Here is a 25950-nt window from a genome sequence, read left to right on the forward strand (position 1 = left end):
CGAGCAAGCCCGCTCCCACAGGTGCGTTTAGCAGATTGCTTTCAACCAAGGACTTTTATGTCGCGTCGTATCTCCCCCGTCATACCCGGCTTCGGGCTGACGCTGGGCTACACCTTGGTGTACCTCAGCCTGATTGTGCTCATACCACTGGCGGCGATGTTCGTGCATGCCGCTCAACTCACCTGGGATCAGTTCTGGGCGACCATCTCGGCGCCCCGCGTGCTGGCGGCGTTGAAGCTGAGTTTCGGCACCGCGCTGTACGCCGCGATCATCAACGGCATCATCGGCACGCTGCTGGCCTGGGTGTTGGTGCGCTATACCTTCCCGGGTCGCAAGGTCATCGATGCGATGATCGATTTGCCCTTCGCATTGCCCACGGCCGTGGCCGGTATCGCGCTGACTGCGCTGTACGCGCCGAATGGTTGGGTGGGTCAGTTTGCTGCGGACCTGGGTTTCAAGATCGCGTATACCCCCCTCGGCATCACGCTGGCGCTGACTTTTGTAACGCTTCCATTCGTAGTACGTACGGTACAGCCAGTATTGGCCGATATCCCGCGTGAAGTGGAAGAAGCAGCTGCGTGCCTGGGTGCCAAACCACTGCAGGTTTTCCGCCATATCCTGGTGCCCGCACTGCTGCCTGCCTGGTTGACCGGTTTCGCGTTGGCCTTTGCCCGCGGGGTCGGCGAGTACGGTTCGGTGATTTTCATCGCCGGCAACATGCCGATGAAAACCGAGATCCTGCCGCTGCTGATCATGGTCAAACTCGACCAGTACGATTACACCGGCGCCACCTCCATTGGTGTACTGATGCTGGTGGTTTCCTTCGTCCTGTTGCTGCTGATCAACTTGCTGCAACGCCGTATTGAAACCCCATAAGGAGGCGCAGAAATGTCCCAATCATCTATTGCTGCTGCTTCCTCGAACGCTGCCCGCCGTGGCAGTGCCACGTCACGGCGAATCCTGATCGGCCTCGGCTGGCTGGTGTTTGCCCTTTTCCTGTTGCTGCCGCTCGTGATCGTGGTGTCCCAGGGTTTGAAGAATGGTCTGGGTTCGTTCTTCACCGCGATCCTTGAACCCGACGCGCTGTCGGCGCTGAAACTCACGGTCATCGCCGTGTTGATTTCGGTCCCGCTGAACCTCGTGTTCGGCGTCAGCGCCGCGTGGTGCGTGAGCAAATACTCGTTCCGCGGTAAAAGCATTCTGGTGACCCTGATCGACCTGCCGTTCTCGGTATCGCCGGTGATCGCCGGTCTGGTCTACGTGCTGATGTTCGGCGCGCAGGGGCTGTTCGGCCCGTGGTTGCAGGATCACGATATCCAGATCGTCTTCGCCTTGCCGGGCATCGTGCTGGCGACGATTTTCGTCACCGTGCCGTTCGTGGCGCGTGAACTGATCCCGCTGATGCAGGAACAAGGCACGCAGGAAGAAGAAGCCGCGCGCCTGCTGGGCGCCAATGGCTGGCAGATGTTCTGGCACGTCACCGTGCCCAATATCAAATGGGGCCTGATCTACGGCGTGGTGCTGTGTACCGCGCGGGCGATGGGTGAGTTCGGGGCGGTGTCGGTGGTTTCCGGGCACATTCGCGGGGTGACCAACACCTTGCCGCTGCACGTCGAGATCCTCTACAACGAATACAACCACGTGGCCGCGTTCGCTGTGGCGAGCCTGTTGCTGATCCTGGCGCTCTTCATCCTGCTGCTCAAGCAGTGGAGCGAAAACCGTATTAACCGCCTGCGCGCCAGCGCCGCGGAGGAATAATTCATGTCGATCGAAGTGCGTAACGTCAGCAAGAATTTCAATGCGTTCAAGGCCCTCAATGACATCAGCCTGGACATTCAAAGCGGCGAACTCGTGGCGCTGCTTGGCCCGTCGGGTTGCGGCAAGACCACGCTGCTGCGGATCATCGCCGGTCTGGAAACCCCGGATCAGGGCAACATCGTGTTCCACGGTGAAGACGTTTCCGGCCACGACGTGCGTGATCGCAACGTCGGCTTCGTGTTCCAGCATTACGCGTTGTTCCGCCACATGACGGTGTTCGACAACGTCGCGTTCGGCTTGCGCATGAAACCGAAAAACCAGCGCCCGACTGAAAGCCAGATCGCGGCGAAGGTCCACGAATTGCTGAACATGGTGCAACTGGACTGGTTGTCGGATCGCTACCCGGAACAACTCTCCGGCGGCCAGCGTCAACGTATCGCGCTGGCTCGTGCCTTGGCGGTGGAGCCGAAAGTGCTGCTGCTCGACGAACCGTTCGGTGCTCTCGACGCCAAGGTCCGCAAGGAGCTGCGTCGCTGGCTGGCACGGCTGCACGAAGACATCAACCTGACTTCCGTGTTCGTGACCCACGACCAGGAAGAGGCGATGGAAGTGGCCGACCGTATCGTGGTGATGAACAAAGGGGTGATCGAGCAGATCGGCTCACCGGGCGACGTCTACGAAAACCCGGCCAGCGATTTTGTTTATCACTTCCTCGGCGATTCCAACCGTCTGCATCTGGGCGAAGACAAACACGTGCTGTTCCGTCCGCATGAAGTGTCGCTGTCGCGGCATGAACTGGAGGATCACCACGCGGCCGAAGTGCGCGATATCCGTCCATTGGGCGCGACAACCCGGGTGACGTTGAAGGTCGAAGGGCAGAGTGATTTGATCGAAGCGGAAGTGGTGAAGGATCACGACAGCCTGATCGGTCTGGCGAAGGGCGAAACCTTGTTCTTCAAGCCAAAGGTCTGGCAGAAAGTCGCCAACATCTAAAGCAAAAACTTCGCGGGCAAGCCTCGCTCCTACAGTGGTTGGGGTTGTACACAAATTATGTGATCGACCCAGAACCCTGTAGGAGCGAGGCTTGCCCGCGAAGGCGTCTTACGCAGCAGCGCGCTTCGGATTGACCCGAACACCCCCAACCCGCGCCTCGATCTGCTCTTTCAAATCCCGTCGCATCCCCAGCAAAAACGCCAGTTCAACCACCACAAACAACGGTCCGACAATCAACCCCGTCACATCATCGACAAACGCCGGTTTGCGTCCTTCGTAATGATGCCCGACAAACTGAATCGCCCAGCCGATCACAAACATCCCGACGCCGCTCGCCAGCCACACCAGCGTGCTTTGCTGTGCCAGCACATGACCCGCCCAAACGCACAGTCCGAGCAGCACCGTCATCAGCACGCCTAAACGCAGTTCCAGGCGCAGGTAGAACCATGCCGATGCCAGCGAGACCAGCACCGCCGGTGAAAGCCAGCCTGCGGCCCATTGCGGCCGCGACAGCAACACCGCGACAGCGACCACAATCAGCGGAATGCCGATAAAGTGGCTGGCAATATTGCGCGGATCACGGTGGTAGGCGGCGTATTGACTGAGATGGTCAACGAGGCTTTTCATTGTTATTCCTCCTGTAGGGTGATTGATCATGCCCCGGGTTCACCGCTCGCTCTGTCAGCCAGGCGACAATCTCCAGGAGTTTTCATGGACATGCAGGTTTGGCGTTCGCGCCTGGAAACGGGGCAGTGGTTCAGTCATCTACCTGTTCCTCTACAGAATAGTCTGTTGGCCAGCGCCAAGGTGCGGCGCCTGGCGTCGGGGCAGCGGCTGTTCAAACGCGGCGATCCGCCGTGCGGCTTGTACGCGGTGCTCGAAGGTTCCGTTCGAATCGGCGCTGTCAGCGAGCAGGGCAAGGAAGCGTTGTTGAGCCTCGTGGAGTCACCGCACTGGTTTGGCGAAATCTGCCTGTTCGACGGCCAGCCGCGTACCCACGATGCGTTCGGCGTCGGTCAGTGCATCCTGTTGCACATCCCGCAAGCCGCGCTGCTGGCCTTGCTTGATGAGCAGCCGGTGTACTGGCGGCAACTGGCGTTGCTGATGAGCCAGAAACTGCGCCTGACTTTCATCAACCTCGAACAGCTGAGCCTGATGCCGGCGCCTGCACGGTTGGCGCATCGCTTGCTGATGATCGCTGACGGTTACGGCGAAATCGCCCCGCCGCGGCGTGTGCTGCAACTGCCGCAGGAACAGCTGGCCTCAATGCTGTCGCTGTCACGCCAGACCACCAATCAGCTGCTCAAGGAATTGCAGGGGCAGGGGATTTTGAATTTGAAGTACGGTGAGATTGAGATTCTGGATGCTGAGCGGTTGCGGGCGTTGGCGATCTTTTAAAGCTGGCCGGCGATTGGGGGGATATCCGTTAGTTTTGTTATGGCGGCTGGTGGTTTCGCCCTTACGGCGAGTCACTTTGGAAAAGCCTGTACGGACCGGACACATGGTTGACGGGTGTGCGGGGACATGGTGGACACTTTTCGGCGAGCCAACTTCGCCGGGAATCCATCATGCCCTGGGACACGAGAGATACCATGAGCCTGAAAGAAGAGTTTGTTGCCTTAGCACGGCAACCCGGCAGCAATAAACGAGAACTGTGTCGACGGTTCGGCATCAGTCCGCAAACGGCCTACAAGTGGCTCAACCGCTACGAGACACACGGTCAGTCGGGACTGCAAGAGAAGTCCCGCAGACCTGCAACCAGCCCCAAGCTGACCCCTGCTGCTTTGGAGGCCGAAGTCTTAGCCCTCAGGCAAGAACATCCCGCATGGGGCGGACGCACAATCAGCATCATCTTGAAAAAGCAGATCGCTCCCAGCACCGTCACCAATGTCCTGCGCAGGCACGGGCTGATTCAGCCTGCTCAGAATGAGCAAGAGGCCAAGCTGAGATTTGAACACGATGCGCCTAACGATCTGTGGCAGATGGATTTCAAGGGGCACTTCTCAACGCAAGAAGGCCGATGCCCCCCCTGACTTTGTTGGACGACCACTCACGATTCAATTTGGCTATTCAGGCCTGCGATAACGAGCGCGGAGCCACGGTGAAGGAAAAGATGATTGAGGTATTCCAGCGCTTCGGATTACCAGCACGCATCAATGTTGATAACGGCCCGCCATGGGGCTCACCGCGCAACCCAGGTGAAATCACAGAGCTGAGTATCTGGCTGATTCGTTTAGGAATCCGGATCAGCTTCAGCCGCCCTTACCATCCCCAAACCAATGGGAAGATCGAGCGCTTCCACCGTTCACTCAAAGCCGAAGTGCTTGAGGGGCGTCAATTTTCCACGGTCAAGGAGGCTCAATCCGCGTTTGATCGATGGCGGGAGGTTTATAACCTGCAACGGCCTCATCAAGCGTTGAACTATCAAGTGCCGATGGACCGGTATCGCTCTAGCCCCTGGGCTTATCCGCAGCAACTATCGGAGTTTGAATACGGGCCGGACGATGTGTTGGCCAAGGTTTATCACAGCCGATTTCGCTTTCAGAAACGCTATTTCAGCATCGCCAAGGGCTTGGTTGGGCAGCACATCGCAATACGGCCCAACCCTGAAAGAAATGGACTCTTTGACGTCTACTTCTGCCATCACTTCCTAAGAACGTTCGACGTGAGCAAACCTGACTATGGGTCATAATGTGTCAACCATGTCCCCGCACATGTGTCCACCATGTGTCCGGTCCGTACAAAAAGCCCCAAAGTAACCAAAGCGCTCTTGCCCCTTTCGTTCGGTGCCTCGCTAATGCTCGGCATGCCCTCGCTCCGGTCCTGCTCCGTGGGCCCGCCGCGATCGGCCATCCTTGGCCGTGCGCGGCTAACCCGGCATCCATGCCGGGTTGCCCACTGCGCAGAACCTGCGCTCGGCCTCTCGAGGGGGCGACCACCGCCACAGCCGCCGAGGCGGCCTGAAAGCCGACCTGGCTCTTCGGTCGTGTGCACACTCCTGCACTGTGGTGGCCGCACTAATTTTGGTTTTTTGCACATTCCCCTGTAGGAGCCGGCTTGCTGGCGATGGCGTCCTTTCAGGCGATAGATGTGTCGACTGACCCACCGCTATCGCCAGCAAGCCGGCTCCTACAATGGATTGGGTTCACACGATTCAAAATTGTAGGAGCTGGCTTGCCGGCGATGGGCGTCAACGATAACGCGTGCTGCCTGAATGAACGCGTTGTCCGGTCGTTTTTCGCGGGCAAGCCTCGCTCCTACAGGGAATCGCGTTTTCTTTTGCTTCTCATCACTCATTAGGCCGAGCGTTAGCTCGCCTTCCGCTTTTGATCTGAGCGCCCCCTCGAGAGGCCGAGTGGAGGTTCTGCGCAGTGGGCAACCCGGCATGGATGCCGGGTTAGCCGCCCCCGGCCATGGATGGCCGATGGCGGCGGGCCCACGGAGCAGGACCGGAGCGAGGGTATGCCGAGCCTAGGCGAGGCACCGAACGAAAGGGGCAAGAGCGCTTTGGTTACTTTCGCGCTTTTCGAAAGTGACTCGCCGTAAGGGCGAAACCAATAGCCGCCATCACCGCAGAAACGGATATGTACCCCAAACCACAAACCCAACCCGCCGGTCACAGTAAAGGTGGGCTTTGTCCGCGAAGGCGCCTAGCCTGTGACGACGACAATCGAGGTGTGCCATGCGTGTGCTGTTAGTGGAAGACGAGCCGGAGACCGCCAAACTCCTGGCCAACGGCCTGAGCGAAGCGAGTTACTCGGTGGATGTGGCGCTCAACGGCATGGACGGCCGTCGCTTCATCGAGACCGGTGAATACGAGCTGATCATTCTTGACGTCATGCTACCGGGGTTGAACGGCTGGCAATTGCAGCAACAGATCCGCAAGCTCGGCGAGACACCAGTGCTGTTTCTCACCACCAAGGATGGCATTGAAGATCGCCTGCGCGGGTTGGAGCTGCATGAGGACGATTATCTGCTCAAACCGTTTGCCGTGAGCGAGTTGGTGGCGCGGGTGCGCAAGTTGGTGCGGCGTAATCGTTGATGGGGATGTGGTGAATTGACGGACGCCTTCGCGGGCAAGCCTCGCTCCTACCCGGCCCAAGCCCTAACTTGTAGGAGCGAGGCTTGCCCGCGAAGAGGCCGAAACAGGCAGCACAAATTCACATCACCGCAACCCATCCCGAAACTGCCCCGGCGTCATCCCCGTCCAGCGCTTGAACGCGCGGCTGAAACTGCTCGTATCCGCAAACCCCAACAAATAACTGATCTCGCTCAACGAACATTGCGGGTCGCGCAGGTGCAGCAGCGCAAGGTTTTCGCGGCTTTCATTGAGCAGCGTGTCGAACCTGCAACCCTCGTCTGCCAAATGCCGTTGCAGGCTGCGCAAGCTCAAGTGCAAGGCCTTGGCGATGTGTTCTGCGCTGGGCTCGCCCTCGGGCAGTTGCTCTTCAATGGCGTCGCGGACCTTGCGCTCCCAGGTCAGCGGTTTGAGCTGCGCCAGCGTGCGTTTGAGTACGGTTTCGTTGTGTTCGGCCAGTTCCGGGTTGGCGTCGTCCAAGTGACTGTCGAAGTCCACCAGCGCAAACTCCAGCCGGTCTTCGTCGGCCGAAAAGTGCACTGGTGAGCGGAAGACTTTGTGCCATTGATGCGCGTCGGCCGGTTCCGGGCGACGCAGGTACACCGCGAGCGGCGCGTAGTCGCGGCCCAGTCGGTTGCGGCAGGTGCGCACGTAAATTGCGGTGAAAGCGTCGATGGCTTCGAACGCTGGCGCCGGGTTGCCTGGCGGGATTTTCAGGCGGAAGCGATAGCGATCCTCGGTGCGGCTCAGTTCAAGATCCAGGGCATCGCTGACCACCTGGTGATAACGCACGATGCGCTCGAACACTTCGCGCAAACTGCCGCTGGCCACCAGCGCATAGCCGAGTGCGTGAAAGGTGGTCGGGCTGACGAAGCGCGACACCCGCAAGCCGATCGCCGGATCGCCGCTGACTTGCACCGCGATTTCCCACAGCCGCGTAGTGCCCGACAACGGGTAACGGGCGTTCGGGTCGTCCATCAATTGCGGATCGAGCCCCGCCTGGTGGCACAGCGCGGTGCTGTCGAGGCCCAGCGCATCGAGTTGCTTGCGCAGGGCGCGGGTCCAGCTGGCGAGGGAGGTCGGTTCAGTCATGCTGATTGGCGCTTCCAGTCAACAGGTTGGCGTCCAGGGCTACCGCCTTGTGAAGGTTCACACGGCAGGATGCGAACATCAATAACCAGAGGATGGAAGCATGGACGGTACTTCTGCAAGTCCCCAGCGACTGAATGCAGCTCAGCGATCTGCGCATATTCGCGAAGTGGTGTTGGCCAAAGGCGTCGAACTGCGTAAACGCTACCCGATTCTCAACCATCAGGACGCCTTGGGCGCGGGCATTCTGGCCTTTGCTTTGGCGGGAATGATTGGTTCGGCAGCGCTGTACATCAGCGGATACATGGCCTGGTGGGCATGTCTGCTGCTCAACGCGTTCTTTGCGTCGCTGACCCACGAGCTGGAGCACGACCTGATTCATAGCATGTACTTCCGTAAACAACGCGCGCCGCACAACCTGATGATGGGCCTGGTGTGGCTGGCGCGGCCGAGCACGATCAACCCGTGGATTCGTCGGCATCTGCACCTCAATCACCACAAAGTGTCCGGCACTGAAGCCGACATGGAGGAGCGGGCGATCACCAACGGTGAGCCTTGGGGTTTGGCGCGGCTGTTGATGGTCGGCGACAACGTGATGTCGGCGTTCATCCGCATGCTGCGGGCCAAGACCTGGACCCACAAGTTCAGCATCATCAAGCGTGCGTTGAAGGTCTATGCGCCGCTCGCGCTGGTGCATTGGGGCGCGTGGTACGTGTTTCTCGGCTTCCACGCCGCTAACGGCGTCGCCCATCTGCTGGGAGCACCGATTGAATGGTCGGCGACCACGCTCTCGGTGATGCAGGTGATCGATATCGCGGCAGTGGTGATCATCGGCCCGAACGTGTTGCGCACTTTTTGCCTGCACTTTGTCAGCTCGAACATGCATTACTACGGCGATGTGGAGCCGGGGAACGTGATCCAGCAAACCCAGGTACTGAACCCGTGGTGGATGTGGCCGTTGCAGGCGTTTTGCTTCAACTTCGGCAGCAGCCACGGGATCCATCACTTTGTGGTGAAGGAACCGTTTTACATCCGCCAGTTGACCGTGCCGGTGGCGCACAAGGTGATGCGTGAGATGGGCGTGCGGTTTAACGATTTCGGGACGTTCGGGCGGGCGAACCGGTTTGTTCGTAAAGAGGAAATTGAGGCGCAGGCTGTAGAGGGGGTTCGTGTCTGAGGGCCTCTTCGCTGGCAAGCCAGCTCCTACAGGGGGCTTGCTTGCCGGCGAAAGCGGTCGTTCTGTTCAAACCGCGACGCTGACATCCTGCTTATCCACCGCCACCAACGTCTCGATCATCGCCCGCGCAGCCGGTGACAACCGGAACCCCGTGCGGCTGACAATCCCGCACCGCACGCTCATGCTCTCGATGTGCGGCGGCAGGTTTCGCCAGTGCAGCAGCACCAGCGAACCGTCGGCGATGTCCTCGACAAACGCTTCCTCTGTTCCCACTCCGATGGCGTTCGATTGCAGCACGATCCTGGCCAGCGCCGGAAAATGCTCGGTCTCGATAGTGGGTGAAAAATCGATCCGGCCACTTAGGTTCGCCAGCAGTTTGCGAATACCCGGCGGGATCTGCGTGGTCGCCAGCGGGTAATCGAACATGTCGTTGGTCGACAGGCTTTCCTTGGCCAGCAACGGATGCCCCGGACGGCAGAAAAACACACCGCGTTTGGGTGTCAACGCTCGGGTCTGAAAGTTCGGATCCGCTTCGAAATGGCGGATGTCGGCGATGAAAAATTCGATCTCTTCACGGCTCAGGGCGCGGCTGAGTTTTTCCCAGTTATCCACCTGAAAACAGGTGCGTATTTTCGGGTGGGCGCTGATGAATTGCGCCACCGCATCCGGCACCAGTTTTACCGCCGGTGCCGGTCCGCAGCCGAACCGCAGTTCACCGGCGTCGAGCTTGGTCATTTGCGTGACTTCGGCGTTGAGCAGTGCCGCGCCCTGTACCAGCGTCAGCGCATGTTGCAGCACCACCTGACCTTCCGGCGTGGGGCGCAAGTCCTTGTTGCCACGGTCCACCAGTGCGCAGCCGAATTCCTGTTCAAGCCCTTGAATGCTACGACTGAATGCCGGCTGAGTGATGCCCATGGCGTCGGCTGCCCGTACGAAACTTCGGTGTTCGGTGAGGGCAATGAAGTAACGCAGCTGACGAAGATCCATAGGTTTTTCCCGGCATCCTGAAACGACCTCGATGGCATGTGCGACGAGCGTGGTTGAGGTTTTTTAAAGGTAATCGCTTATTCCGTCAACGAAGAAATCAAATAACTATTAGATGATAAAGGAATATAAATAGAGCGTTGTCCCTGCCGCCCGATTGTCGGTGCCAAGGCCTCGTGGCCGTGAAAATGGTCCCGAAATCATGCCTTTGGTGAATATTTTCGATGCCTTAAAAGCATGTGATTTCCGCCTGTTGCCCGCAGCCCTTGCCGGGCAAGGCCTGGAGCCGATGGATGGTCTTTTATATTCGTTTTTGGTCTATGCATAACTTTAAAGATTACTTTCTGAGATAAGCGTCTGCCTCAATGATTCACCCATCGATACGTCGTCGGGGGATGTCTGGCACGACGTTTCGGTTATCCGCAAAGAGACCGCAGGGAGTTAAGCAATGGGCAATGTCCAGACCGCCGCCAGCGCACACGAGGTGCTGTGGCGCCAGGCGCCGGGTGGCGAGTTGGTCGACCTCGGCCGGGTGCACCGAGTGCCCTTGGGGCAGCTGCGTTTGCAGCGTGCGCCCAAGGGCATTCTGAGTCGCCGGGAAACGATTCTGCTCGGTGTGCTGGCGTTGCTGGTGCATGGCGCAGTCATCTATTGGGTCAATCAGCAGCCGACCAAGGCATTGCCGATCGTGCCGCCGGAAATTCCGCCGATGACGATTGAATTCTCGCGTCCGGCGCCGCCCGTGGTCGAGCCGCCGCCACCGCAGCCGGTGCAACCCGTGGTCGAGCCACCGCCGCCGGTGGAAGACGAGCTGGCCGTGAAGCCGCCGCCACCGAAACCGATTCCCAAACCAAAGCCGGTCGCCAAGCCTGTGCCGAAACCGGTGCAAAAAGTCGCCCCGCAACCGCCCGCGCCGCCACAACCGGCAGCCCCTGTCGCGGCCCCGGCGGCACCTGCACCACCGGCGCCCGCACCGGTGACACCCGCCTCGGCCAATGCCGCGTACCTGAAAAACCCGGCGCCGGAATACCCGTCGCAAGCCGTGCGTCGCGGTTGGGAAGGCACGGTGTTATTGCGGGTGCATGTGTTGGCCAACGGCAAGCCTGGCGAGATTCAGATCCAGAAAGGCAGTGGTCGCGATTCCCTCGATGAGGCGGCGATCAATGCCGTGAAACGTTGGAGTTTCGTGCCGGCCAAGCAGGGTGAAGTCGCCCAGGACGGCTGGGTCAGCGTGCCCATCGATTTCAAGCTTCATTAAACCGCAACCAAATTCGCGCGAAACGTTTACACGAGGAACTCATCATGACGTTACTGGCATCTCCACTTGAATCCATCGAAAGCGCGGTGATCTGGCTGCTGGTGGTTTTTTCCGTTGCAACTTGGGGCCTGGCGTTGCTCAAAGGCGTGCAGTTCGGCCGTCTCAAGGTGCAGGACCGGAAGTTTCACAAGCAGTTCTGGGCGGCGTCGAGCCTTGATTCGGCGGCGGAGCTGGCCGAGACCCAGCCCGGCGCGGCGGCCCGAGTGGCCCAGGCCGGCTATGCGGCAATACAGGTAGGGGAGGCGCCACAAGCGGCGGATTTGAGCCAGGCGATCAACCATCAGGATCGTCTTGAGCGCGCCTTGCGTCAGCAGATCGTGCGTGAGCGCCGCTCGCTGGAAACAGGTTTGGCGGTGGTCGCAAGTATTGGCAGTACGTCGCCGTTCATTGGTTTGTTCGGTACGGTGTGGGGAATCATGGAGGCGTTGAAAGGAATCAGCGCAGCGGGCTCCGCCAGCCTGGAAACCGTGGCCGGGCCGATTGGCGCGGCATTAGTGGCAACGGGTGTGGGGATCGCCGTCGCGGTGCCGGCGGTGCTGGTTTACAACTACTTTTTGCGTCGTCTGAAACTGACGGCGGCGGACCTGGATGACTTCGCCCATGACTTCTACAGCCTGGCGCAGAAGAGTTCGTTCCGCGTGCTGATTCATCCGACGGCGCATAAAACCGCCGCATCGGGCAGCGCGCAGAAAGTGAAGGAGGCGTCCTGAGATGGCTTTCTCCACGCAAGACAGCGATGAGGTGCTGAGCGAGATCAACGTGACACCGCTGGTGGATGTGATGCTGGTGCTGCTGGTGGTGTTTATCGTCACCGCGCCGCTGCTGACCAACGCGATCCCGATCAACCTGCCCAAGACCGAGGCCGTGGCGCCGGTGGAGCAGAAGGACCCGCTGGTCGTGAGCATCGACGGTGCCGGAAAACTGTTTATCAACAAGGACGAAATTCAGCCGGACTTGCTGGAGTTCAACCTCAAGTCGGCGAAGGCCAAGGATCCCGAAGTACGTGTGCAATTGCAGGCGGACGACGGGGTGAATTACGGCGAAGTGGCGCGAGCCATGGCGTCGATTGAGCGGGCAGGGATTACCAAGTTGTCGGTGATTACCGCACGCTGACCAATTTTCGATTTTCCGGGGCCGTCTCCTTGGCAGGGTGCGGTCCCTTTTTTATGCCTCAAGAAAACCCACGGTCCTGTAGGAGCCGGCTTGCTGGCGATCGCGTCCTTCCAGCCAATGGAAATGTTGACTGACCGACCGCTATCGCCAGCAAGCCGGCTCCTACAGGTTGTGTGTGTTTCTTATATTCTTTATGGGTCTTAATAAATAGCTTCTTATTCCTTAACGAATATAACTCTGCTCCCTATACTCGATCAGGAACAGACACGCAGCAGGAGAGTTCCCCCATGCGCAACGAATCAATTCGCTATCTGATTGTGCCGGGCTGGCAAGGATCGCCAGAAGATCATTGGCAAAGCCACTGGCAGAACAGCTTGCCGAACAGCGCGCGGGTGGAGCAGGCCGATTGGCTGACGCCCCGTCGTGAAGACTGGGTGGCGGCATTGGCCGAGGCGATTGCCGCTGACAGCACGCCGGTGATTTTGATTGCCCATAGCCTGGGTTGCATCACGGTCGCGCATTGGGCGGCCACTGCCCCGCTGAATTTTTTGCGCCAGGTGCGCGGCGCCTTGCTGGTTGCACCGGCAGACGTCGAGCGTCCGGCCTGCGCGCCAGCCTTGCGCAACTTCGCACCGATTCCGACGAGCCTTTTGCCGTTCCCGAGCCAGGTGGTCAGCTCCGACAACGACGCCGCTGTCAGCGCACCGCGTGCGTTGGAACTGGCACGTAACTGGGGCGCCGAGGCAGGAATACTGTCGGGTGCCGGACACATCAACGTGAAGTCCGGTCATCAGCGCTGGGAGCAGGGTTTTGCTTATCTGTATCGCCTGCAAAACCGCATGGAACATCACGCCCTGCGCCGCGCTTGAACCTTTTCTTTTTTTAACATCGCCCCCCGTCTCCCGGCGGTTTTGGGCGGGAGTCTGCCATGAGTTTTGAAGCCTTCGGTCAGCCGCTGCTGACCTTTCCCGATGCAGAAAAAAGTCCGCTGAGCATCCGCGCCAAGGCGCTGGTGTTCGTCGATCCGCGCTCGCGTCAATTGCGCGCCGAGCTGGAGCAACTGGCCCCGCGTTCGATCTCCGTGTTGATCCGTGGCGAAACCGGTAGTGGTAAAGAACTGCTGGCGCGGCACATCCATCGCGCCAGTGATCGTGGTGGGTTGTTCGTGTCGGTCAATTGCGGCGCTATCAGCCCGACCTACGCCGACGCCGAATTGTTCGGTTATGCCGCAGGCAGTTACACCGCTTCGGCGAGCAGTCGTGCTGGCTGGTTCGGTTCGGCCAATGGCGGCACGCTGTACCTGGACGAGATCGGCGACTTGCCGCTGCCGATCCAGATCAAGTTGCTCGCCGCACTGGAAAACCACGAAGTCACCCGCGTCGGCGCGCATCAACCGAGCCCGGTGGATGTGCGTCTCGTGGCCGCGACCAGCATTGATCTGGCGCAAGCCGTGGCCGCCGGGAAATTCCATGAGCGGCTTTATCACTACCTCAGCGAAGGTCAGCTGGAACTGCCTGCGTTGCGTGAGCGGGTGGGCGATATCCTGTCGTTGTCCGAGTACTTCCTGGGCATCTACAGCCAGCGCCTGGACCTGCCGGTGCCGCTGATCAGCGAAGCTGCGCAGCAGTTGCTGGAACAGCACAGCTGGCCGGGCAACACCCGGGAGCTGGAAAACGTCATCCACTTTGCATTGCTGGTCAGCACTGGCGACGAGATCCTGCCCGAACATTTGAACCTGCCCGAAGCACCAGCGCCGCTGACGCAGATCGAGCAGCAGCTCCGGCACATCCTCACCAAAGGCACTGCCACCGAACAAGCCGCCCTCAAACAACTCCTCAAAAACACCGCACCCTTGTAGGAGCCGGCTTGCTGGCGATCCAGACAACGCGGTGTATCAGGCCGGACGCCTTCGCGGGCAAGCCTCGTTCCTACAGATCGCGAACACACCGAGCTCTTGTAGGAGTGAAGCTTGCTCGCGAACCAGACGACACGGATTTTCTGGAAGGACGCCTTCGCGGGCAAGCCTCGCTCCTACAGGTGAGTGCGGCGAAATGCAGCCAACACGTGAGTTAGAGCTGTATGAACAAAATGGAATATGAAAGTGAATAAAAGATATTGTTCGGGAATAAAAAATCCCGGTATTGTCCGCTTCACGCCAGCGATAGCACTTCACTGGCACTCGTACTAAACAAGCCGTCGTCGATGACGACCGTGATTTTCGATAAGGACACTGCATGAAAAAGGTTCTGTTGTTCACCGCATTGGCGGCTGCCCTGACCGCGGGCCTGGCCCAGGCTGGCGAGAAACTGGTAATTGCGGCGACCCCGGTCCCACACGCCGAGATTCTGGAACTGATCAAGCCAACCCTCGCCAAAGAAGGCGTGGACCTGGAAATCAAAGTCTTCACCGACTACGTTCAGCCAAACGTACAAGTTGACCAGAAGCGTCTGGACGCCAACTACTTCCAGACCCTGCCGTACCTGAAAAACTTCAACGAAGGCAAAGGCACCAACCTGGTGACCGTGATCGGCGTTCACGTTGAACCGTTCGGTGGCTACTCGAAGAAGTACAAAAAACTGGCTGACCTGCCAAACGGCGCGACCATCGCTCTGCCGAACGAAGGCAGCAACAGCGGTCGTGCTCTGCTGCTGTTGCAGAAGGCTGGCCTGATCGAGTTGAAAGACCCGAAAAACGCTTTGGCTACTCCGAAAGACATCGCCAAGAACCCGCACAACTTCAAGTTCAAGGAACTGGAATCGGCCATGTTGCCGCGCGTTCTGGACCAGGTTGACCTGGACCTGATCAACACCAACTACGCGCTGGAAGCGGGTCTGAACCCGGCTAAAGATGCGCTGGTGATCGAAGGTGCTGATTCGCCTTACGTGAACTTCCTGGTGGCTCGTCCAGACAACAAGGACAGCGTAGCCATCCAGAAACTGGCCAAGGCGTTGACCAGTCCGGAAGTGAAAGCCTTCATCGCCAAGAAATACAGCGGCGCCGTACTGCCGGCGTTCTGATTGGACGCAGCATCAAACCCCTTCAAGGTTTCGAACGCCGACGGCTAGCAATAGCGTCGGCGTTTTTTATTGCGCGTGCACATTCCAAATGTAGGAACGAGCCTCTTGTAGGAGCCGGCTTGCTGGCGATTCAGACAACGCGGTGTATCAGGACGGACGCCTTCGCGGGCAAGCCTCGCTCCTACAGATCACGGACACACCGCACTCTTGTAGGAGCGAAGCTTGCTCGCGAACCAGACGACACGGATTTTCTGGAAGGACGCCTTCGCGAGCAGGCTCGCTCCTACAGGGGGTAGGCGTGCTCCGGAGGCTTAGGCCGCCCTGGCCTTCAACGCCCTGCGCAACGCCACCAGCAGCTTCACGATGTCTTGCGGATCAAGCCGTTGCGGTACTTTTACGTCAGCCATGTTCTCTTCCTTGTGATGGTTCGGCCGGGAGTCTGGCCAAAAGCTGTGCGTCCTTGGAGGGCTATTTCGAAAAAAAGATCCTTCCTACAGCGAAAAGGAAAATAGTCGTCTTCCCCCTTCTCGGCAAATTCACCGGATAGTTTTTTGCGTGATATCAATATGCTTTAACGGTATTTAAATTCCGATTCTTATACCTTTAAAGTCGGTGCCTGCCGGGAGGTTATCCACCGCCCATGGACTGCGCCACCGTCGCTTACCGAGCGACGTCCAGGATGTTCAATGAACTTCGATTACGCTTTTATCCTCAGCACCCTGCCGGCGTTTCTCAAGGCCGTGGGCGTGACGCTGCAGGTCGGCTTCATCGCCATTGGCACCTCGCTGCTGGTGGCCTTGATCAACGCAACGATCCTGGTGTTCCGCACGCCTTACCTGCAACGCCTGGTCGGGTTGTACGTAGAACTGGCGCGCAACACGCCGCTGCTCATTCAACTGTTCTTCGTGTATTTCGCCTTGCCGGCGCTGGGCATCAAGGTGTCAGGCTTCACGGCGGCGATTATCACCATGACGTTCCTGGGCGGCGCTTACCTCACGGAAGTCCTGCGCGCCGGGGTGGACGCGGTGCCCCAGGCGCAGCTCGAGTCCGGTCGCTCCATCGGCTTGTCCCACGGGCAACTGCTGCGCTACGTGATCCTGCCGCAGGCCGGCATCCTCAGCCTGCCGTCGCTGTTCGCCAATTTCATTTTCCTGCTCAAAGAGACCACCGTGGTCTCGGCCGTGGCGGTCCCGGAAATTCTCTACACCACCAAAAGTTACATCGCGCTCTACTACAAAACCTACGAAATGCTCGCCGTGCTGACGCTGATTTGCGTGCTGCTGTTTTTGCCGCTGTCGCTGCTGCTCAGCCGTCTGGAAAGGAGGCTCCAGCATGGCCAGTTCGGGTCTTGAATTGTTGTGGGTGTCGTTGCCGCAATTGGGCAAGGGCGCTGCGCAAACCCTGTCGATCTCTTTCCTGAGCATCGCCATCAGCACCGTCGGCGGTGTGCTTTACGGCGTTTTGCGTACGCTGAATTCGAAATGGCTGAACGCGATTTTGCGCGTGTATCTGGAGCTGTTCCGGGCGATCCCGGTGCTGGTCTGGTTGTATCTGCTGTTCTTCGGTCTGCCGATTTTCTTCGGCCTGAGCATTCCGAGCTTCTGGTGCGCGGTGCTGGTGCTGTCGCTGTGGGGCGCCAGCGAAGTCGGCGAAGTGGTGCGCGGCGCCTTGCATTCGTTGCCACGCGGCCAGCGTGAAGCGGGCCTGTCGATCGGCTTGAACGGCCCGCAACTCTACGGCTACGTGCTGCTGCCCCAGGCGCTGAAACGCATGACCCCGCCGACCATCAATGTCTACACGCGGATCATCAAGACCAGCTCCCTGGCGGTGCTGATTGGCGTGGTAGACGTGATCAAGGTCGGCCAGCAGATCATCGAACGCACCTACGAATCGGTGCTGATCTACGGCGCGCTGTTCCTGTTTTTCTTTTTCATCTGCTACCCGCTCTCGGCCGCCTCGCGCGTGCTGGAGCGGCGCTGGACGCAAGCATGAGCGCATTGATCGAGTTCAAGGGTTTCAACAAGTTTTTCGGCGAGCAACAAGTGCTCGACGGCATCGACCTGCAGGTGAAATCCGGCGAAGTGATCGTCATCCTCGGCCCCAGCGGCTGCGGTAAAAGTACCCTGTTGCGTTGCCTCAACGGGCTCGAAGTCGCGCACAGCGGCAGCCTGACATTTGCCGGCCGCGAGCTGCTGGACAAAGGCACCGACTGGCGCGAAGTGCGCCAGCAGATCGGCATGGTGTTCCAGAGCTATCACCTGTTCCCGCACATGAGCGTGCTCGACAACCTGCTGCTGGGTCCGGTCAAGGTGCAAAACCGCGAGCGTCGCGAAGCCCGGGATCAGGCCGAAGCCTTGCTGGCGCGCGTGGGCCTCTCGGACAAACGCGACGCCTTTCCTCGCCAGCTCTCCGGCGGCCAGCAGCAACGCATCGCCATCGTCCGTTCGTTGTGCATGAACCCCAAAGTCATGTTGTTCGATGAAGTCACCGCCGCCCTCGACCCGGAAATGGTCAAGGAAGTGCTGGAAGTCATTCAGGGCCTGGCCCGCGAAGGCATGACGCTGTTGATCGTCACCCACGAAATGGCGTTCGCCCGCGCCGTGGCTGACCGCATCGTGTTCATGGATGCCGGGCGAATCCTTGAGCAAAACCCTCCCGAGATTTTCTTTACGAACCCGCAAACCGCACGAGCGCAGCAGTTCCTGGAGAAGTTCTCCTACGTCGCCGCACTACCAAAAACGACTCAAACAAAGGAACTGGAACTGCCATGAAAACTGCCAAGTCTTCTCTACTGCTATTGCCACTGCTCGGCCTCGCGTTGCTGGCCGGCTGCAACAAAACCGAAGAACCCGCGAAGCCGAAAGTCGCCAGCGAAAGCACCGCGCCAGCCAGCTACCTGGACAAAATCAAGGCGCGGGACAAGTTGATCGTCGGCGTTTTCACCGACAAACCGCCGTTTGGTTTCGTCAATGAAGCGGGGCGTTACGTTGGGTTCGATACTGACATCGGCCGCCAATTTGCCAAGGATCTGCTCGGCGATGAAAACAAGGTCGAATTCGTCGCGGTGGAACCGGCGAGCCGGATTCCGTTCCTGCAAAGTGACAAGGTCGACCTGATCCTGGCCAACATGACCGTGACCCCGGAGCGCAAGGAAGCGGTGGAATTCACCAATCCAAACCTGAAAGTCGCAGTACAGGCATTGGTGCCACAGGCCAGCGAAGTGAAGAACCTCGATGATCTGGCGACCCGCACCACCATCGTCACCACCGGCACCACGGCAGATATCTGGCTGACCAAGAATCACCCGGACTGGAAACTGCTGAAGTTCGAGAAAAACTCCGAGTCCCTGCAAGCCCTGGCCAACGGTCGTGGCGATGCCTATGCGCAGGACAATCTGGTGCTGTTCAGCTGGGCCAAGCAGAACCCTGGCTACCGCGTGCTGGATCAGAAACTCGGTGCAGAAGCGCCGATTGCACCGGCGGTGAAGAAGGGCAACATCGAGTTGCGTGACTGGGTGAACGCCGAGTTGGCGAAGCTGGGTGAAGAGAAGTATCTGCTCAAGCTGTACGACCAGTATGTGCGCAAGGAATTGAGCGATGACACCAAGCCTGAGAGCGTGATTGTCGAGGGTGGGAAGTGGCAGGGGTGATTCTGTAGTTTTTGCAGCGACCTTTCGACCGCTATCGCCAGCAAGCCGGCTCCTACAAGTGGATCACCGCGATCCTGTAGGAGCCGGCTTGCTGGCGATTGGTTTCAGCGGCGCCGCTCAATCCGGCCAATACCACGCCGGCTCATCCAGCATCCGCTGCCCGACAATCCCGGTCTGGCCCAGATTTTTCTCCAGCACGATGCAGTTGCACTCGGGATCTTCCTGTAGCGCCGAAATCAACCGCCGGGCATGGGACACCACCCACACCTGACACTGCTCCGACGCGCGGATAATCAAGCGCGCCAACGCCGGCAACAGGTCCGGGTGCAGGCTGGTTTCCGGCTCGTTCAGCACCATCAGCGTCGGTGGGCGCGGCGTCAGCAGCGCCGCCACCAACAGCAAGTAGCGCAACGTCCCGTCGGACAACTCCGCCGCCGACAACGGCCGCAATAACCCTTCCTGATAAAACTCAATGGCGAAGCGGCCGCCCGCCAGCGGCTCGATATGCAGACGCGCACCGGGAAACGCATCGCTGATGGCGTTGCGCAAAGCTTCGGGGTCGCCAATCTCGATAATGGTCTGCAACGCTGCCGCCAGGTCTCTGCCGTCGTGGTGCAGCACCGGGGTGCGGGTGCCCAGCTGTGGCTGACGCACCGGCGCGTCGGCGTCGCTGCGAAAGTGATCGTAGAAGCGCCAGCGGCGGATGAACTCACGCATCTCCAGCACCTCCGGCGAGGTCCGCAAGCTGCCAACCTGATCGAACAGGCTGTCGAACGTCGGCGTGTGCTGAGCCAGCACGTCCCAGCTGCGGTTGGCTCGGGTGCGGATCATCGGGCCGTCGCGATCCACCAGCAGGCTCGCCGGACGATAATGCGCCCCGGCCCACAGGCATTCACGCTTGATTTGCGGATCGAGGCTGAACCGTGACGCAATGGGGGTGCTGTGCCCGGGCAACATGAAATGACCGTTGGAATCGGGCAGCCCCAGGCTGATCGAGTAACCGAAGTCGTCCCCGGCAAACCCCAGGCGCAAGCGTTTGACGCCGTGGCGAACGGTCGCCTCGATCGGCACTTCGCCGTTGCGCATGCGCCGGGTGATGGTTTCAGGTCCCGCCCAGAAGGTCGAATCCAGGCCGCCTTCGCGGGCCAACGCATTGACCACGCCGCCCTGAGCGGTTTCCGCCAGCAGGCGCAACGCCCGGTAAAGGTTGGATTTGCCACTGCCGTTCGGCCCGGTGATCAGGTTCAGACGACCCAGTGGAATCACCAGTTTATTGATCGAGCGGTAATTGGCCACCGCGAGGGTTTTGAGCATGGGAAGCTTCCTTACTGCTATGAGTGCAGCAAACCTGTGCACCTGTTGAACCCTGTTCTAAGCTCACAGTCGTATCGCCATTGGCACGTTCGTACGACGCAAAGGAGTCTGCATGGCTGGTCCCGGATTGAAAAGAGTGGTTGGCCTGAGTCTTCTTGTCCTGCTGGGGGCCTGCGGGGAAAAACCCCAGGTCGAAAAGGATCGTCCGCGGGTGTTCGTGCAAGTCGTCAACGCCGCGAATTACGCCGCGTCCGTGACCCTCACCGGTGATGTTCAGGCGCGCGTCCAGACAGAGCTGTCGTTCCGTGTCGGTGGCAAGATCATCCAGCGCTCGGTCGATGTCGGTGACCGGGTGTCGGCCAAGCAAGTGCTCGCCAGGCTCGACCCAAAAGACCTGCAAACCAATGTCGACTCGGCCCAGGCACAGGTCGTCGCCGAGCAGGCTCGGGTCAAACAGGCCGCCGCCGCCTTCGTCCGCCAGCAAAAACTCCTGCCCAAGGGCTACACCAGTCAAAGCGAGTTCGACTCTGCCCAGGCCGCATTGCGCAGCAGCCAGAGCGCGCTGACGGCTGCCCAGGCCCAACTGGCCAACGCCCGCGAGCAACTGAGTTACACCGCGCTGATCGCCGACGCGCCGGGAGTGATCACTGCCCGGCAGGCCGAAGTCGGCCAGGTGGTGCAGGCCACGATGCCGATTTTCAGCCTGGCGCGCGACGGTGAGCGCGACGCGGTGTTCAACGTCTACGAGTCGCTGCTGACAGAGGACCCTGAGGGCAAAACGATTGTGGTGAGCTTGCTCGATAACCCGGCCATCAAGACCACGGGCACGGTTCGGGAAGTCACCCCGGCCGTTTCCGCGCAGACCGGTACGGTGCAGGTCAAGGTCACCCTTAACGGTCTGCCGGAAGGCATGCAGCTTGGCTCGGTGATCAGCGGCACGGCGAAGACGCCGAGCAAATCCGCAATCGAGCTGCCATGGTCGGCGCTGACCAAAAACCTCAGCGAACCGGCCGTGTGGCTGGTGGATGACGAGGGCAAGGCGCAATTGCATACGGTGACGGTGGGTCGTTACCTGACCGGCAAAGTCATCATCAGCGATGGCCTTCAGGGCGGCGAAAAAGTCGTCATTGCCGGCGGTCAGTTGCTGCACCCCGGCGTCAAAGTGGAAATCGCCGAAAACACCTACAAGGATTTAGCTGCGGGAGCCCAGCCATGAAGCGCGTGTTGCTGGTGTTCGCCGGAGTGCTGCTTGTGGCCTGCTCAAAAGAAGAACCGCCGCCAGAGCCGGTGCGTCCGGTGCTGTCGATCAAGGTCCAGGCGCTGGGCGAGGAGAGTCTCGGCCGCTTCGCCGGCAGCATTCAGGCCCGATACGAAACCAATGTCGGCTTCCGCGTACCGGGGCGCATCGCCAGTCGCAACGTCGATGTCGGCGCCGAGGTCGAGAAGGGCGCCTTGCTCGCGACCCTCGATCCCACCGATCAGCAAAACCAGCTGCGCTCGGCTCTGGGCGATCTGGCGAAGGTCCAGGCACAACTGATCAACGCCCAGGCCAACGCCCGGCGTCAGCAGGAGCTGTTCGATCGCGGGGTCGGTGCGCAGGCGCAACTGGACATCGCCCAGACCGATCTGAAAACCACTCAGGCCTCCCTCGATCAAGCGAAGGCGGCGGTCGATCAGGCCAAGGACCAACTCGATTATGTCGAGTTGCGCACCGACCACAAAGCCATCGTCACCGCGTGGAACGCCGAAGCCGGGCAAGTGGTGACCGCCGGCCAGCAAGTGGTGACCCTGGCGCAGCCGGACATCAAGGAAGCGGTGATCGACCTGCCCGACACGCTGGTCGATCAGTTGCCAGCGGACGTGGTGTTTCAGGTCGCCGTGCAACTGGAACCGAACATCACCACCACCGCCATCGTCCGCGAAATCGAACCCCAGGCCCAGAGCGCCACCCGCACCCGTCGCGCCCGCCTGACCCTGACTGACACACCACCGGGGTTTCGCCTGGGCACGGCAATCAGCGTCACCCTCAGCTCTGCGATCAAACCGCGCATCGAACTGCCTCTGACCGCGCTGCAAGAGGTCGATGGCAAATCGCGGATCTGGGTCATCGACCCACAGACCCAAACCGTTTCCCCGCGTGACATCAGCCTGATCAGCCGCACCGATTCCACCATGGTCCTGGCCAGCGGCGTGAAGTCCGGCGAGCGTGTCGTGAGTGCCGGTGTGAACAGCCTGAAGCCTGGGCAGAAAGTGAAAATCGATGAGGACAGCCCACAATGAAAGGGAGTTTCAACTTATCCGAATGGGCCCTCAAGCATCAGTCGTTTGTCTGGTATTTGATGTTCATCGCGCTGCTGATGGGCGTGTTCTCGTACATGAACCTCGGCCGCGAGGAAGACCCCTCGTTCACCATCAAGACCATGGTCATCCAGTCCAGCTGGCCGGGTGCGACCCAGGAAGAAACCCTCAAGCAGGTCACCGACCGCATCGAGAAAAAGCTCGAAGAACTCGACTCCCTCGACTATGTGAAAAGCTATACACGACCCGGTGAGTCCACGGTCTTCGTGAACCTGCGCGACACCACCAGCGCCAAGGACATCCCGGAAATCTGGTACCAGGTGCGCAAGAAGATCAACGACATTCGCGGCCAGTTCCCCAAGGGCCTGCAAGGGCCTGGGTTCAACGACGAATTCGGTGATGTGTTCGGTTCGGTGTACGCCTTTACCGCTGACGGCTTGTCGATGCGCCAGTTGCGCGATTACGTCGAGCAGGTCCGCGCCGAGATTCGTGAAGTGCCGGGGCTGGGCAAGGTCGAGATGGTCGGCGAGCAGGATGAAGTGCTCTACCTGAACTTCTCCACCCGCAAACTGGCGGCGCTGGGCATTGATCAGCGTCAGGTCGTGGATAGCCTGCAATCGCAAAACGCGGTGACGCCGGCCGGGGTCATTGAAGCCGGTCCCGAGCGGATTTCCATTCGCACCACCGGGCAGTTCGCGTCCGAGAAAGACCTGGAAAACGTCAACCTGCGGCTCAACGATCGCTTCTATCGCCTGGCCGACATTGCCGACATCAGTCGGGGTTATGTCGACCCGGCGACCCCGGAGTTTCGCTACAACGGCCATCCGGCCATCGGCCTGGCCATTGCCATGAAGAAGGGCGGCAACATTCAGGATTTCGGCAAGGCGCTGCACCAGCGCATGATCGACCTGACCGCCGATTTGCCGGTGGGCGTCGGTGTGTACAACGTTTCCGACCAGGCCGCCGTGGTGGAAAAAGCCGTTGGCGGCTTCACCAGCGCGCTGTTCGAAGCGGTGGTGATCGTGCTGGTGGTCAGCTTCGTCAGCCTCGGCGTGCGCGCCGGGTTAGTGGTGGCGTGCTCGATTCCGCTGGTACTGGCGATGGTCTTCGTCTTCATGGAATACAGCGGCATCACCATGCAGCGGATTTCCCTCGGTGCGCTGATCATCGCCCTCGGCCTGCTGGTGGACGACGCGATGATCACGGTCGAGATGATGGTCACCCGGCTGGAGATGGGTGAAACCAAGGAGCAGGCGGCCACGTTCGCCTACACCTCGACCGCGTTCCCGATGCTCACCGGTACGCTGGTGACGGTGGCCGGTTTTGTACCGATCGGCCTGAACGCCAGTTCGGCGGGCGAGTACACCTTCACGCTGTTTGCGGTGATTGCCGTGGCGATGCTGGTGTCGTGGGTTGTCGCGGTGTTGTTCGCGCCGGTGATCGGCGTGCACATCCTCAGCGCCAACGTGAAACCTCATGACGCGGAACCCGGACGCATCGGCCGTGCCTTCAATTACGGCATGCTCTGGTCCATGCGCAATCGCTGGTGGGCCATCGGCATCACCATTGCCTTGTTCGTGGCGTCGGTGTTTTCCATGCAGTTCGTGCAGAACCAGTTCTTCCCGTCCTCGGACCGGCCGGAAATTCTCGTCGACCTGAACCTGCCGCAAAACGCTTCGATTGCCGAAACCCGCAAAGCCGTCGACAAGCTCGAAGCGACGCTCAAGGACGACCCGGACATCGTGCGCTGGAGCACTTACATCGGCGAAGGCGCGATCCGTTTCTACCTGCCGCTCGACCAGCAATTGCAAAACCCGTACTACGCGCAATTGGTCATCGTCAGCAAAGGCCTGGAATCGCGAGAAGCCCTGAGTCAGCGTTTGCGCGAACGCTTGCGCAAGGATTTCGTCGGCATTGGCAGTTACGTCCAGGCGCTGGAAATGGGCCCGCCTGTCGGGCGGCCGATCCAGTACCGGGTCAGCGGCAAGGACATCGACCAGGTGCGTAAACATGCCATCGCCCTGGCCACCGAGCTGGACAAGAACTCGCACATCGGCGAGATCATTTACGACTGGAACGAGCCGGGCAAAGTCCTGCGCATCGACATCGCCCAGGACAAGGTGCGGCAACTGGGGTTGTCGTCGGAAGACGTGGCCAATCTGATGAACAGCATCGTCGTCGGTGCGCCGGTGACGCAGGTTGATGACGATATCTACCTGATCAACGTCGTGGGCCGCGCGGTGGACGCGGAGCGCGGTACGCCGGAAACGTTGCAGAACCTGCAGATCGTCACGCCCAGCGGCACCTCGATCCCGCTGCTGGCTTTCGCCACCGTGCGCTATGAACTTGAGCAGCCGCTGGTGTGGCGTCGCGACCGCAAGCCGACCATCACCATCAAGGCTGCGGTGCGCGACGAGATTCAGCCGACCGATCTGGTCAAGCAACTGAAGCCGGAGATCGAAAAATTCGCCGCCGCTTTGCCGGTGGGCTACAAGGTCGCCACGGGCGGTACGGTTGAGGAAAGCGGCAAGGCACAAGGGCCGATTGCCAAGGTGGTGCCGTTGATGCTGTTCCTGATGGCGACCTTCCTGATGATTCAATTGCACAGCGTGCAGAAGCTTTTCCTGGTGGCGAGCGTCGCGCCGCTCGGCCTGATCGGCGTGGTGCTGGCGTTGATTCCCACCGGCACGCCGATGGGCTTCGTGGCGATCCTGGGGATTCTGGCGTTGATCGGGATCATCATCCGCAACTCGGTGATTCTGGTGACGCAGATCGACGCCCTGGAGAAAGAGGGGTTGTCACCGTGGGATGCGGTGGCGCAAGCCACGGAACACCGTCGCCGGCCGATTCTGCTGACGGCTGCGGCGGCGAGCCTGGGGATGATCCCGATTGCCCGGGAAGTGTTCTGGGGGCCGATGGCCTACGCGATGATCGGCGGCATCATCATCGCGACGTTGCTGACGCTGCTGTTTTTGCCGGCGCTGTATGTGGCCTGGTACAAGATTCGCGAGCCGAAAAAAGAGGCCCGGTAAAGCAGAGCGCTTCGCGCTCTATTCGCGAGCAGGCTCGCTCCCACAGTGGAACGAGTCGCTCAGGCAAACCCGGTTCCCTGTGGGAGCGAGCCTGCTCGCGATGGCTTTAGCTCAGCCACCGCAGGTCTGG

Annotated in this window: 24 protein-coding genes and 1 pseudogene; 21 read left to right on the forward strand and 4 right to left on the reverse strand. The window is 60.0% G+C overall.

Annotated features, from left to right (window positions below; all coding sequences use genetic code 11):
- Window positions 1-57 precede the first annotated feature (57 nt).
- Genes cysT through K5R88_RS22150 form a run of 3 tightly spaced genes read left to right on the forward strand, consistent with a single transcriptional unit; the run spans window position 58 to window position 2751 of the window.
- Window positions 58-876: a sulfate ABC transporter permease subunit CysT gene (cysT, locus tag K5R88_RS22140; protein WP_226298360.1), complete on the forward strand. Its 819-nt coding sequence runs from the start codon at window positions 58-60 to the stop codon at window positions 874-876.
- Window positions 877-888: 12 nt separating this feature from the next.
- Window positions 889-1758 (forward strand): sulfate ABC transporter permease subunit CysW, encoded by an 870-nt coding sequence (gene cysW / locus K5R88_RS22145; protein ID WP_008034093.1) that lies wholly within the window; start codon window positions 889-891, stop codon window positions 1756-1758.
- 3 nt (window positions 1759-1761) lie between these two features.
- A complete protein-coding gene (locus K5R88_RS22150) occupies window positions 1762-2751 on the forward strand; it encodes a sulfate/molybdate ABC transporter ATP-binding protein (RefSeq protein ID WP_008039689.1) in 990 nt (329 codons plus the stop codon).
- Between the two features lie 108 nt (window positions 2752-2859).
- On the opposite strand, the gene K5R88_RS22155 is transcribed toward K5R88_RS22150, so the two are convergent.
- Window positions 2860-3378: an Mpo1 family 2-hydroxy fatty acid dioxygenase gene (locus K5R88_RS22155; protein ID WP_008039690.1), complete on the reverse strand. Its 519-nt coding sequence runs from the start codon at window positions 3376-3378 to the stop codon at window positions 2860-2862.
- Between the two features lie 84 nt (window positions 3379-3462).
- Here K5R88_RS22155 and K5R88_RS22160 point away from each other — a divergent pair, with 84 nt between their 5' ends.
- From K5R88_RS22160 to K5R88_RS22170, 3 genes and pseudogenes are all read left to right on the forward strand, one after another.
- A complete protein-coding gene (locus K5R88_RS22160) occupies window positions 3463-4149 on the forward strand; it encodes a Crp/Fnr family transcriptional regulator (RefSeq protein ID WP_008034098.1) in 687 nt (228 codons plus the stop codon).
- Between the two features lie 170 nt (window positions 4150-4319).
- A pseudogene (locus K5R88_RS22165) lies at window positions 4320-5443 on the forward strand (IS481 family transposase).
- Between the two features lie 990 nt (window positions 5444-6433).
- Window positions 6434-6793, forward strand: a complete 360-nt coding sequence (locus K5R88_RS22170; protein WP_192226685.1) for a response regulator — start codon at window positions 6434-6436, stop codon at window positions 6791-6793.
- 123 nt (window positions 6794-6916) lie between these two features.
- Here the strand turns inward: K5R88_RS22170 and K5R88_RS22175 are convergent, their stop codons facing one another.
- Window positions 6917-7921, reverse strand: coding sequence for an AraC family transcriptional regulator (locus K5R88_RS22175; RefSeq protein ID WP_008034389.1), 1005 nt, complete (start codon window positions 7919-7921; stop codon window positions 6917-6919).
- Between the two features lie 100 nt (window positions 7922-8021).
- On the opposite strand from K5R88_RS22175, the gene K5R88_RS22180 reads away from it, so the two are divergent.
- The gene (locus K5R88_RS22180; protein WP_226298361.1) at window positions 8022-9095 is read left to right on the forward strand and encodes a fatty acid desaturase; all 1074 of its coding nucleotides are present in this window, start codon (window positions 8022-8024) and stop codon (window positions 9093-9095) included.
- A gap of 66 nt (window positions 9096-9161) precedes the next feature.
- Here the strand turns inward: K5R88_RS22180 and K5R88_RS22185 are convergent, their stop codons facing one another.
- Window positions 9162-10082, reverse strand: coding sequence for a LysR family transcriptional regulator (locus K5R88_RS22185; protein ID WP_008045249.1), 921 nt, complete (start codon window positions 10080-10082; stop codon window positions 9162-9164).
- Between the two features lie 199 nt (window positions 10083-10281).
- On the opposite strand from K5R88_RS22185, the gene K5R88_RS30740 reads away from it, so the two are divergent.
- The 11 genes from K5R88_RS30740 to K5R88_RS22235 all read left to right on the forward strand — a co-directional run bounded on the left by K5R88_RS30740 (window position 10282) and on the right by K5R88_RS22235 (window position 19176).
- A complete protein-coding gene (locus K5R88_RS30740; RefSeq protein WP_268945117.1) occupies window positions 10282-10407 on the forward strand; it encodes a hypothetical protein in 126 nt (41 codons plus the stop codon).
- Window positions 10408-10527: 120 nt separating this feature from the next.
- The gene (locus tag K5R88_RS22190) at window positions 10528-11337 is read left to right on the forward strand and encodes an energy transducer TonB (protein ID WP_226298362.1); all 810 of its coding nucleotides are present in this window, start codon (window positions 10528-10530) and stop codon (window positions 11335-11337) included.
- Between the two features lie 44 nt (window positions 11338-11381).
- Window positions 11382-12107 (forward strand): MotA/TolQ/ExbB proton channel family protein, encoded by a 726-nt coding sequence (locus K5R88_RS22195; RefSeq protein ID WP_008045247.1) that lies wholly within the window; start codon window positions 11382-11384, stop codon window positions 12105-12107.
- 1 nt (window position 12108) lies between these two features.
- Window positions 12109-12510 (forward strand): ExbD/TolR family protein, encoded by a 402-nt coding sequence (locus tag K5R88_RS22200; RefSeq protein WP_003220570.1) that lies wholly within the window; start codon window positions 12109-12111, stop codon window positions 12508-12510.
- 287 nt (window positions 12511-12797) lie between these two features.
- Window positions 12798-13379: an alpha/beta hydrolase gene (locus tag K5R88_RS22205; RefSeq protein ID WP_192226691.1), complete on the forward strand. Its 582-nt coding sequence runs from the start codon at window positions 12798-12800 to the stop codon at window positions 13377-13379.
- A 59-nt stretch (window positions 13380-13438) separates the two neighbouring features.
- The gene (locus K5R88_RS22210) at window positions 13439-14368 is read left to right on the forward strand and encodes a sigma 54-interacting transcriptional regulator (protein ID WP_226298363.1); all 930 of its coding nucleotides are present in this window, start codon (window positions 13439-13441) and stop codon (window positions 14366-14368) included.
- Between the two features lie 376 nt (window positions 14369-14744).
- Window positions 14745-15527 carry a MetQ/NlpA family ABC transporter substrate-binding protein gene (locus K5R88_RS22215; protein WP_008040224.1) on the forward strand — a complete coding sequence of 261 codons (783 nt, stop codon included), beginning with the start codon at window positions 14745-14747 and terminating at the stop codon, window positions 15525-15527.
- Between the two features lie 686 nt (window positions 15528-16213).
- Entirely contained in the window at window positions 16214-16879 is a 666-nt protein-coding gene (locus K5R88_RS22220; protein ID WP_008032519.1) for an amino acid ABC transporter permease, read from the forward strand.
- Entirely contained in the window at window positions 16860-17519 is a 660-nt protein-coding gene (locus tag K5R88_RS22225; RefSeq protein WP_223415282.1) for an amino acid ABC transporter permease, read from the forward strand. The genes K5R88_RS22220 and K5R88_RS22225 overlap by 20 nt, the downstream gene beginning before the upstream one ends.
- Complete coding sequence (locus K5R88_RS22230; RefSeq protein WP_226298364.1) at window positions 17516-18298, forward strand: amino acid ABC transporter ATP-binding protein; 783 nt, start codon at window positions 17516-17518, stop codon at window positions 18296-18298. Before K5R88_RS22225 ends, K5R88_RS22230 begins: the two co-directional genes overlap by 4 nt.
- On the forward strand, window positions 18295-19176 hold the full coding sequence (locus K5R88_RS22235; RefSeq protein WP_226298365.1) for a transporter substrate-binding domain-containing protein: 882 nt from the start codon (window positions 18295-18297) through the stop codon (window positions 19174-19176). Before K5R88_RS22230 ends, K5R88_RS22235 begins: the two co-directional genes overlap by 4 nt.
- A gap of 117 nt (window positions 19177-19293) precedes the next feature.
- Here K5R88_RS22235 and K5R88_RS22240 read toward each other — a convergent pair whose 3' ends face one another.
- Entirely contained in the window at window positions 19294-20490 is a 1197-nt protein-coding gene (locus tag K5R88_RS22240) for an AAA family ATPase (protein ID WP_008032511.1), read from the reverse strand.
- A 112-nt stretch (window positions 20491-20602) separates the two neighbouring features.
- On the opposite strand from K5R88_RS22240, the gene K5R88_RS22245 reads away from it, so the two are divergent.
- Genes K5R88_RS22245 through K5R88_RS22255 form a run of 3 tightly spaced genes read left to right on the forward strand, consistent with a single transcriptional unit; the run spans window position 20603 to window position 25820 of the window.
- On the forward strand, window positions 20603-21706 hold the full coding sequence (locus K5R88_RS22245) for an efflux RND transporter periplasmic adaptor subunit (protein WP_226298366.1): 1104 nt from the start codon (window positions 20603-20605) through the stop codon (window positions 21704-21706).
- Window positions 21703-22770 (forward strand): efflux RND transporter periplasmic adaptor subunit, encoded by a 1068-nt coding sequence (locus tag K5R88_RS22250; RefSeq protein WP_223452766.1) that lies wholly within the window; start codon window positions 21703-21705, stop codon window positions 22768-22770. The genes K5R88_RS22245 and K5R88_RS22250 overlap by 4 nt, the downstream gene beginning before the upstream one ends.
- Window positions 22767-25820 carry an efflux RND transporter permease subunit gene (locus K5R88_RS22255; RefSeq protein ID WP_226298367.1) on the forward strand — a complete coding sequence of 1018 codons (3054 nt, stop codon included), beginning with the start codon at window positions 22767-22769 and terminating at the stop codon, window positions 25818-25820. Before K5R88_RS22250 ends, K5R88_RS22255 begins: the two co-directional genes overlap by 4 nt.
- The last annotated feature ends 130 nt before the right edge of the window (window positions 25821-25950 follow it).

The organism is Pseudomonas sp. MM213 (genome assembly GCF_020423045.1).
Lineage (GTDB): Bacteria > Pseudomonadota > Gammaproteobacteria > Pseudomonadales > Pseudomonadaceae > Aquipseudomonas > Aquipseudomonas migulae.

What these genes read in the sequence shown, in the direction of transcription:
- cysT (WP_226298360.1), top strand. Translation starts at nt 58, where the DNA reads ATGTCGCGTCGTATCTCCCCCGTCATACCCGGCTTCGGGCTGACGCTG.
- cysW (WP_008034093.1), top strand. Translation starts at nt 889, where the DNA reads ATGTCCCAATCATCTATTGCTGCTGCTTCCTCGAACGCTGCCCGCCGT.
- K5R88_RS22150 (WP_008039689.1), top strand. Translation starts at nt 1,762, where the DNA reads ATGTCGATCGAAGTGCGTAACGTCAGCAAGAATTTCAATGCGTTCAAG.
- K5R88_RS22155 (WP_008039690.1), bottom strand. Translation starts at nt 3,378, where the DNA reads ATGAAAAGCCTCGTTGACCATCTCAGTCAATACGCCGCCTACCACCGT.
- K5R88_RS22160 (WP_008034098.1), top strand. Translation starts at nt 3,463, where the DNA reads ATGGACATGCAGGTTTGGCGTTCGCGCCTGGAAACGGGGCAGTGGTTC.
- K5R88_RS22170 (WP_192226685.1), top strand. Translation starts at nt 6,434, where the DNA reads ATGCGTGTGCTGTTAGTGGAAGACGAGCCGGAGACCGCCAAACTCCTG.
- K5R88_RS22175 (WP_008034389.1), bottom strand. Translation starts at nt 7,921, where the DNA reads ATGACTGAACCGACCTCCCTCGCCAGCTGGACCCGCGCCCTGCGCAAG.
- K5R88_RS22180 (WP_226298361.1), top strand. Translation starts at nt 8,022, where the DNA reads ATGGACGGTACTTCTGCAAGTCCCCAGCGACTGAATGCAGCTCAGCGA.
- K5R88_RS22185 (WP_008045249.1), bottom strand. Translation starts at nt 10,082, where the DNA reads ATGGATCTTCGTCAGCTGCGTTACTTCATTGCCCTCACCGAACACCGA.
- K5R88_RS30740 (WP_268945117.1), top strand. Translation starts at nt 10,282, where the DNA reads ATGCCTTTGGTGAATATTTTCGATGCCTTAAAAGCATGTGATTTCCGC.
- K5R88_RS22190 (WP_226298362.1), top strand. Translation starts at nt 10,528, where the DNA reads ATGGGCAATGTCCAGACCGCCGCCAGCGCACACGAGGTGCTGTGGCGC.
- K5R88_RS22195 (WP_008045247.1), top strand. Translation starts at nt 11,382, where the DNA reads ATGACGTTACTGGCATCTCCACTTGAATCCATCGAAAGCGCGGTGATC.
- K5R88_RS22200 (WP_003220570.1), top strand. Translation starts at nt 12,109, where the DNA reads ATGGCTTTCTCCACGCAAGACAGCGATGAGGTGCTGAGCGAGATCAAC.
- K5R88_RS22205 (WP_192226691.1), top strand. Translation starts at nt 12,798, where the DNA reads ATGCGCAACGAATCAATTCGCTATCTGATTGTGCCGGGCTGGCAAGGA.
- K5R88_RS22210 (WP_226298363.1), top strand. Translation starts at nt 13,439, where the DNA reads ATGAGTTTTGAAGCCTTCGGTCAGCCGCTGCTGACCTTTCCCGATGCA.
- K5R88_RS22215 (WP_008040224.1), top strand. Translation starts at nt 14,745, where the DNA reads ATGAAAAAGGTTCTGTTGTTCACCGCATTGGCGGCTGCCCTGACCGCG.
- K5R88_RS22220 (WP_008032519.1), top strand. Translation starts at nt 16,214, where the DNA reads ATGAACTTCGATTACGCTTTTATCCTCAGCACCCTGCCGGCGTTTCTC.
- K5R88_RS22225 (WP_223415282.1), top strand. Translation starts at nt 16,860, where the DNA reads ATGGCCAGTTCGGGTCTTGAATTGTTGTGGGTGTCGTTGCCGCAATTG.
- K5R88_RS22230 (WP_226298364.1), top strand. Translation starts at nt 17,516, where the DNA reads ATGAGCGCATTGATCGAGTTCAAGGGTTTCAACAAGTTTTTCGGCGAG.
- K5R88_RS22235 (WP_226298365.1), top strand. Translation starts at nt 18,295, where the DNA reads ATGAAAACTGCCAAGTCTTCTCTACTGCTATTGCCACTGCTCGGCCTC.
- K5R88_RS22240 (WP_008032511.1), bottom strand. Translation starts at nt 20,490, where the DNA reads ATGCTCAAAACCCTCGCGGTGGCCAATTACCGCTCGATCAATAAACTG.
- K5R88_RS22245 (WP_226298366.1), top strand. Translation starts at nt 20,603, where the DNA reads ATGGCTGGTCCCGGATTGAAAAGAGTGGTTGGCCTGAGTCTTCTTGTC.
- K5R88_RS22250 (WP_223452766.1), top strand. Translation starts at nt 21,703, where the DNA reads ATGAAGCGCGTGTTGCTGGTGTTCGCCGGAGTGCTGCTTGTGGCCTGC.
- K5R88_RS22255 (WP_226298367.1), top strand. Translation starts at nt 22,767, where the DNA reads ATGAAAGGGAGTTTCAACTTATCCGAATGGGCCCTCAAGCATCAGTCG.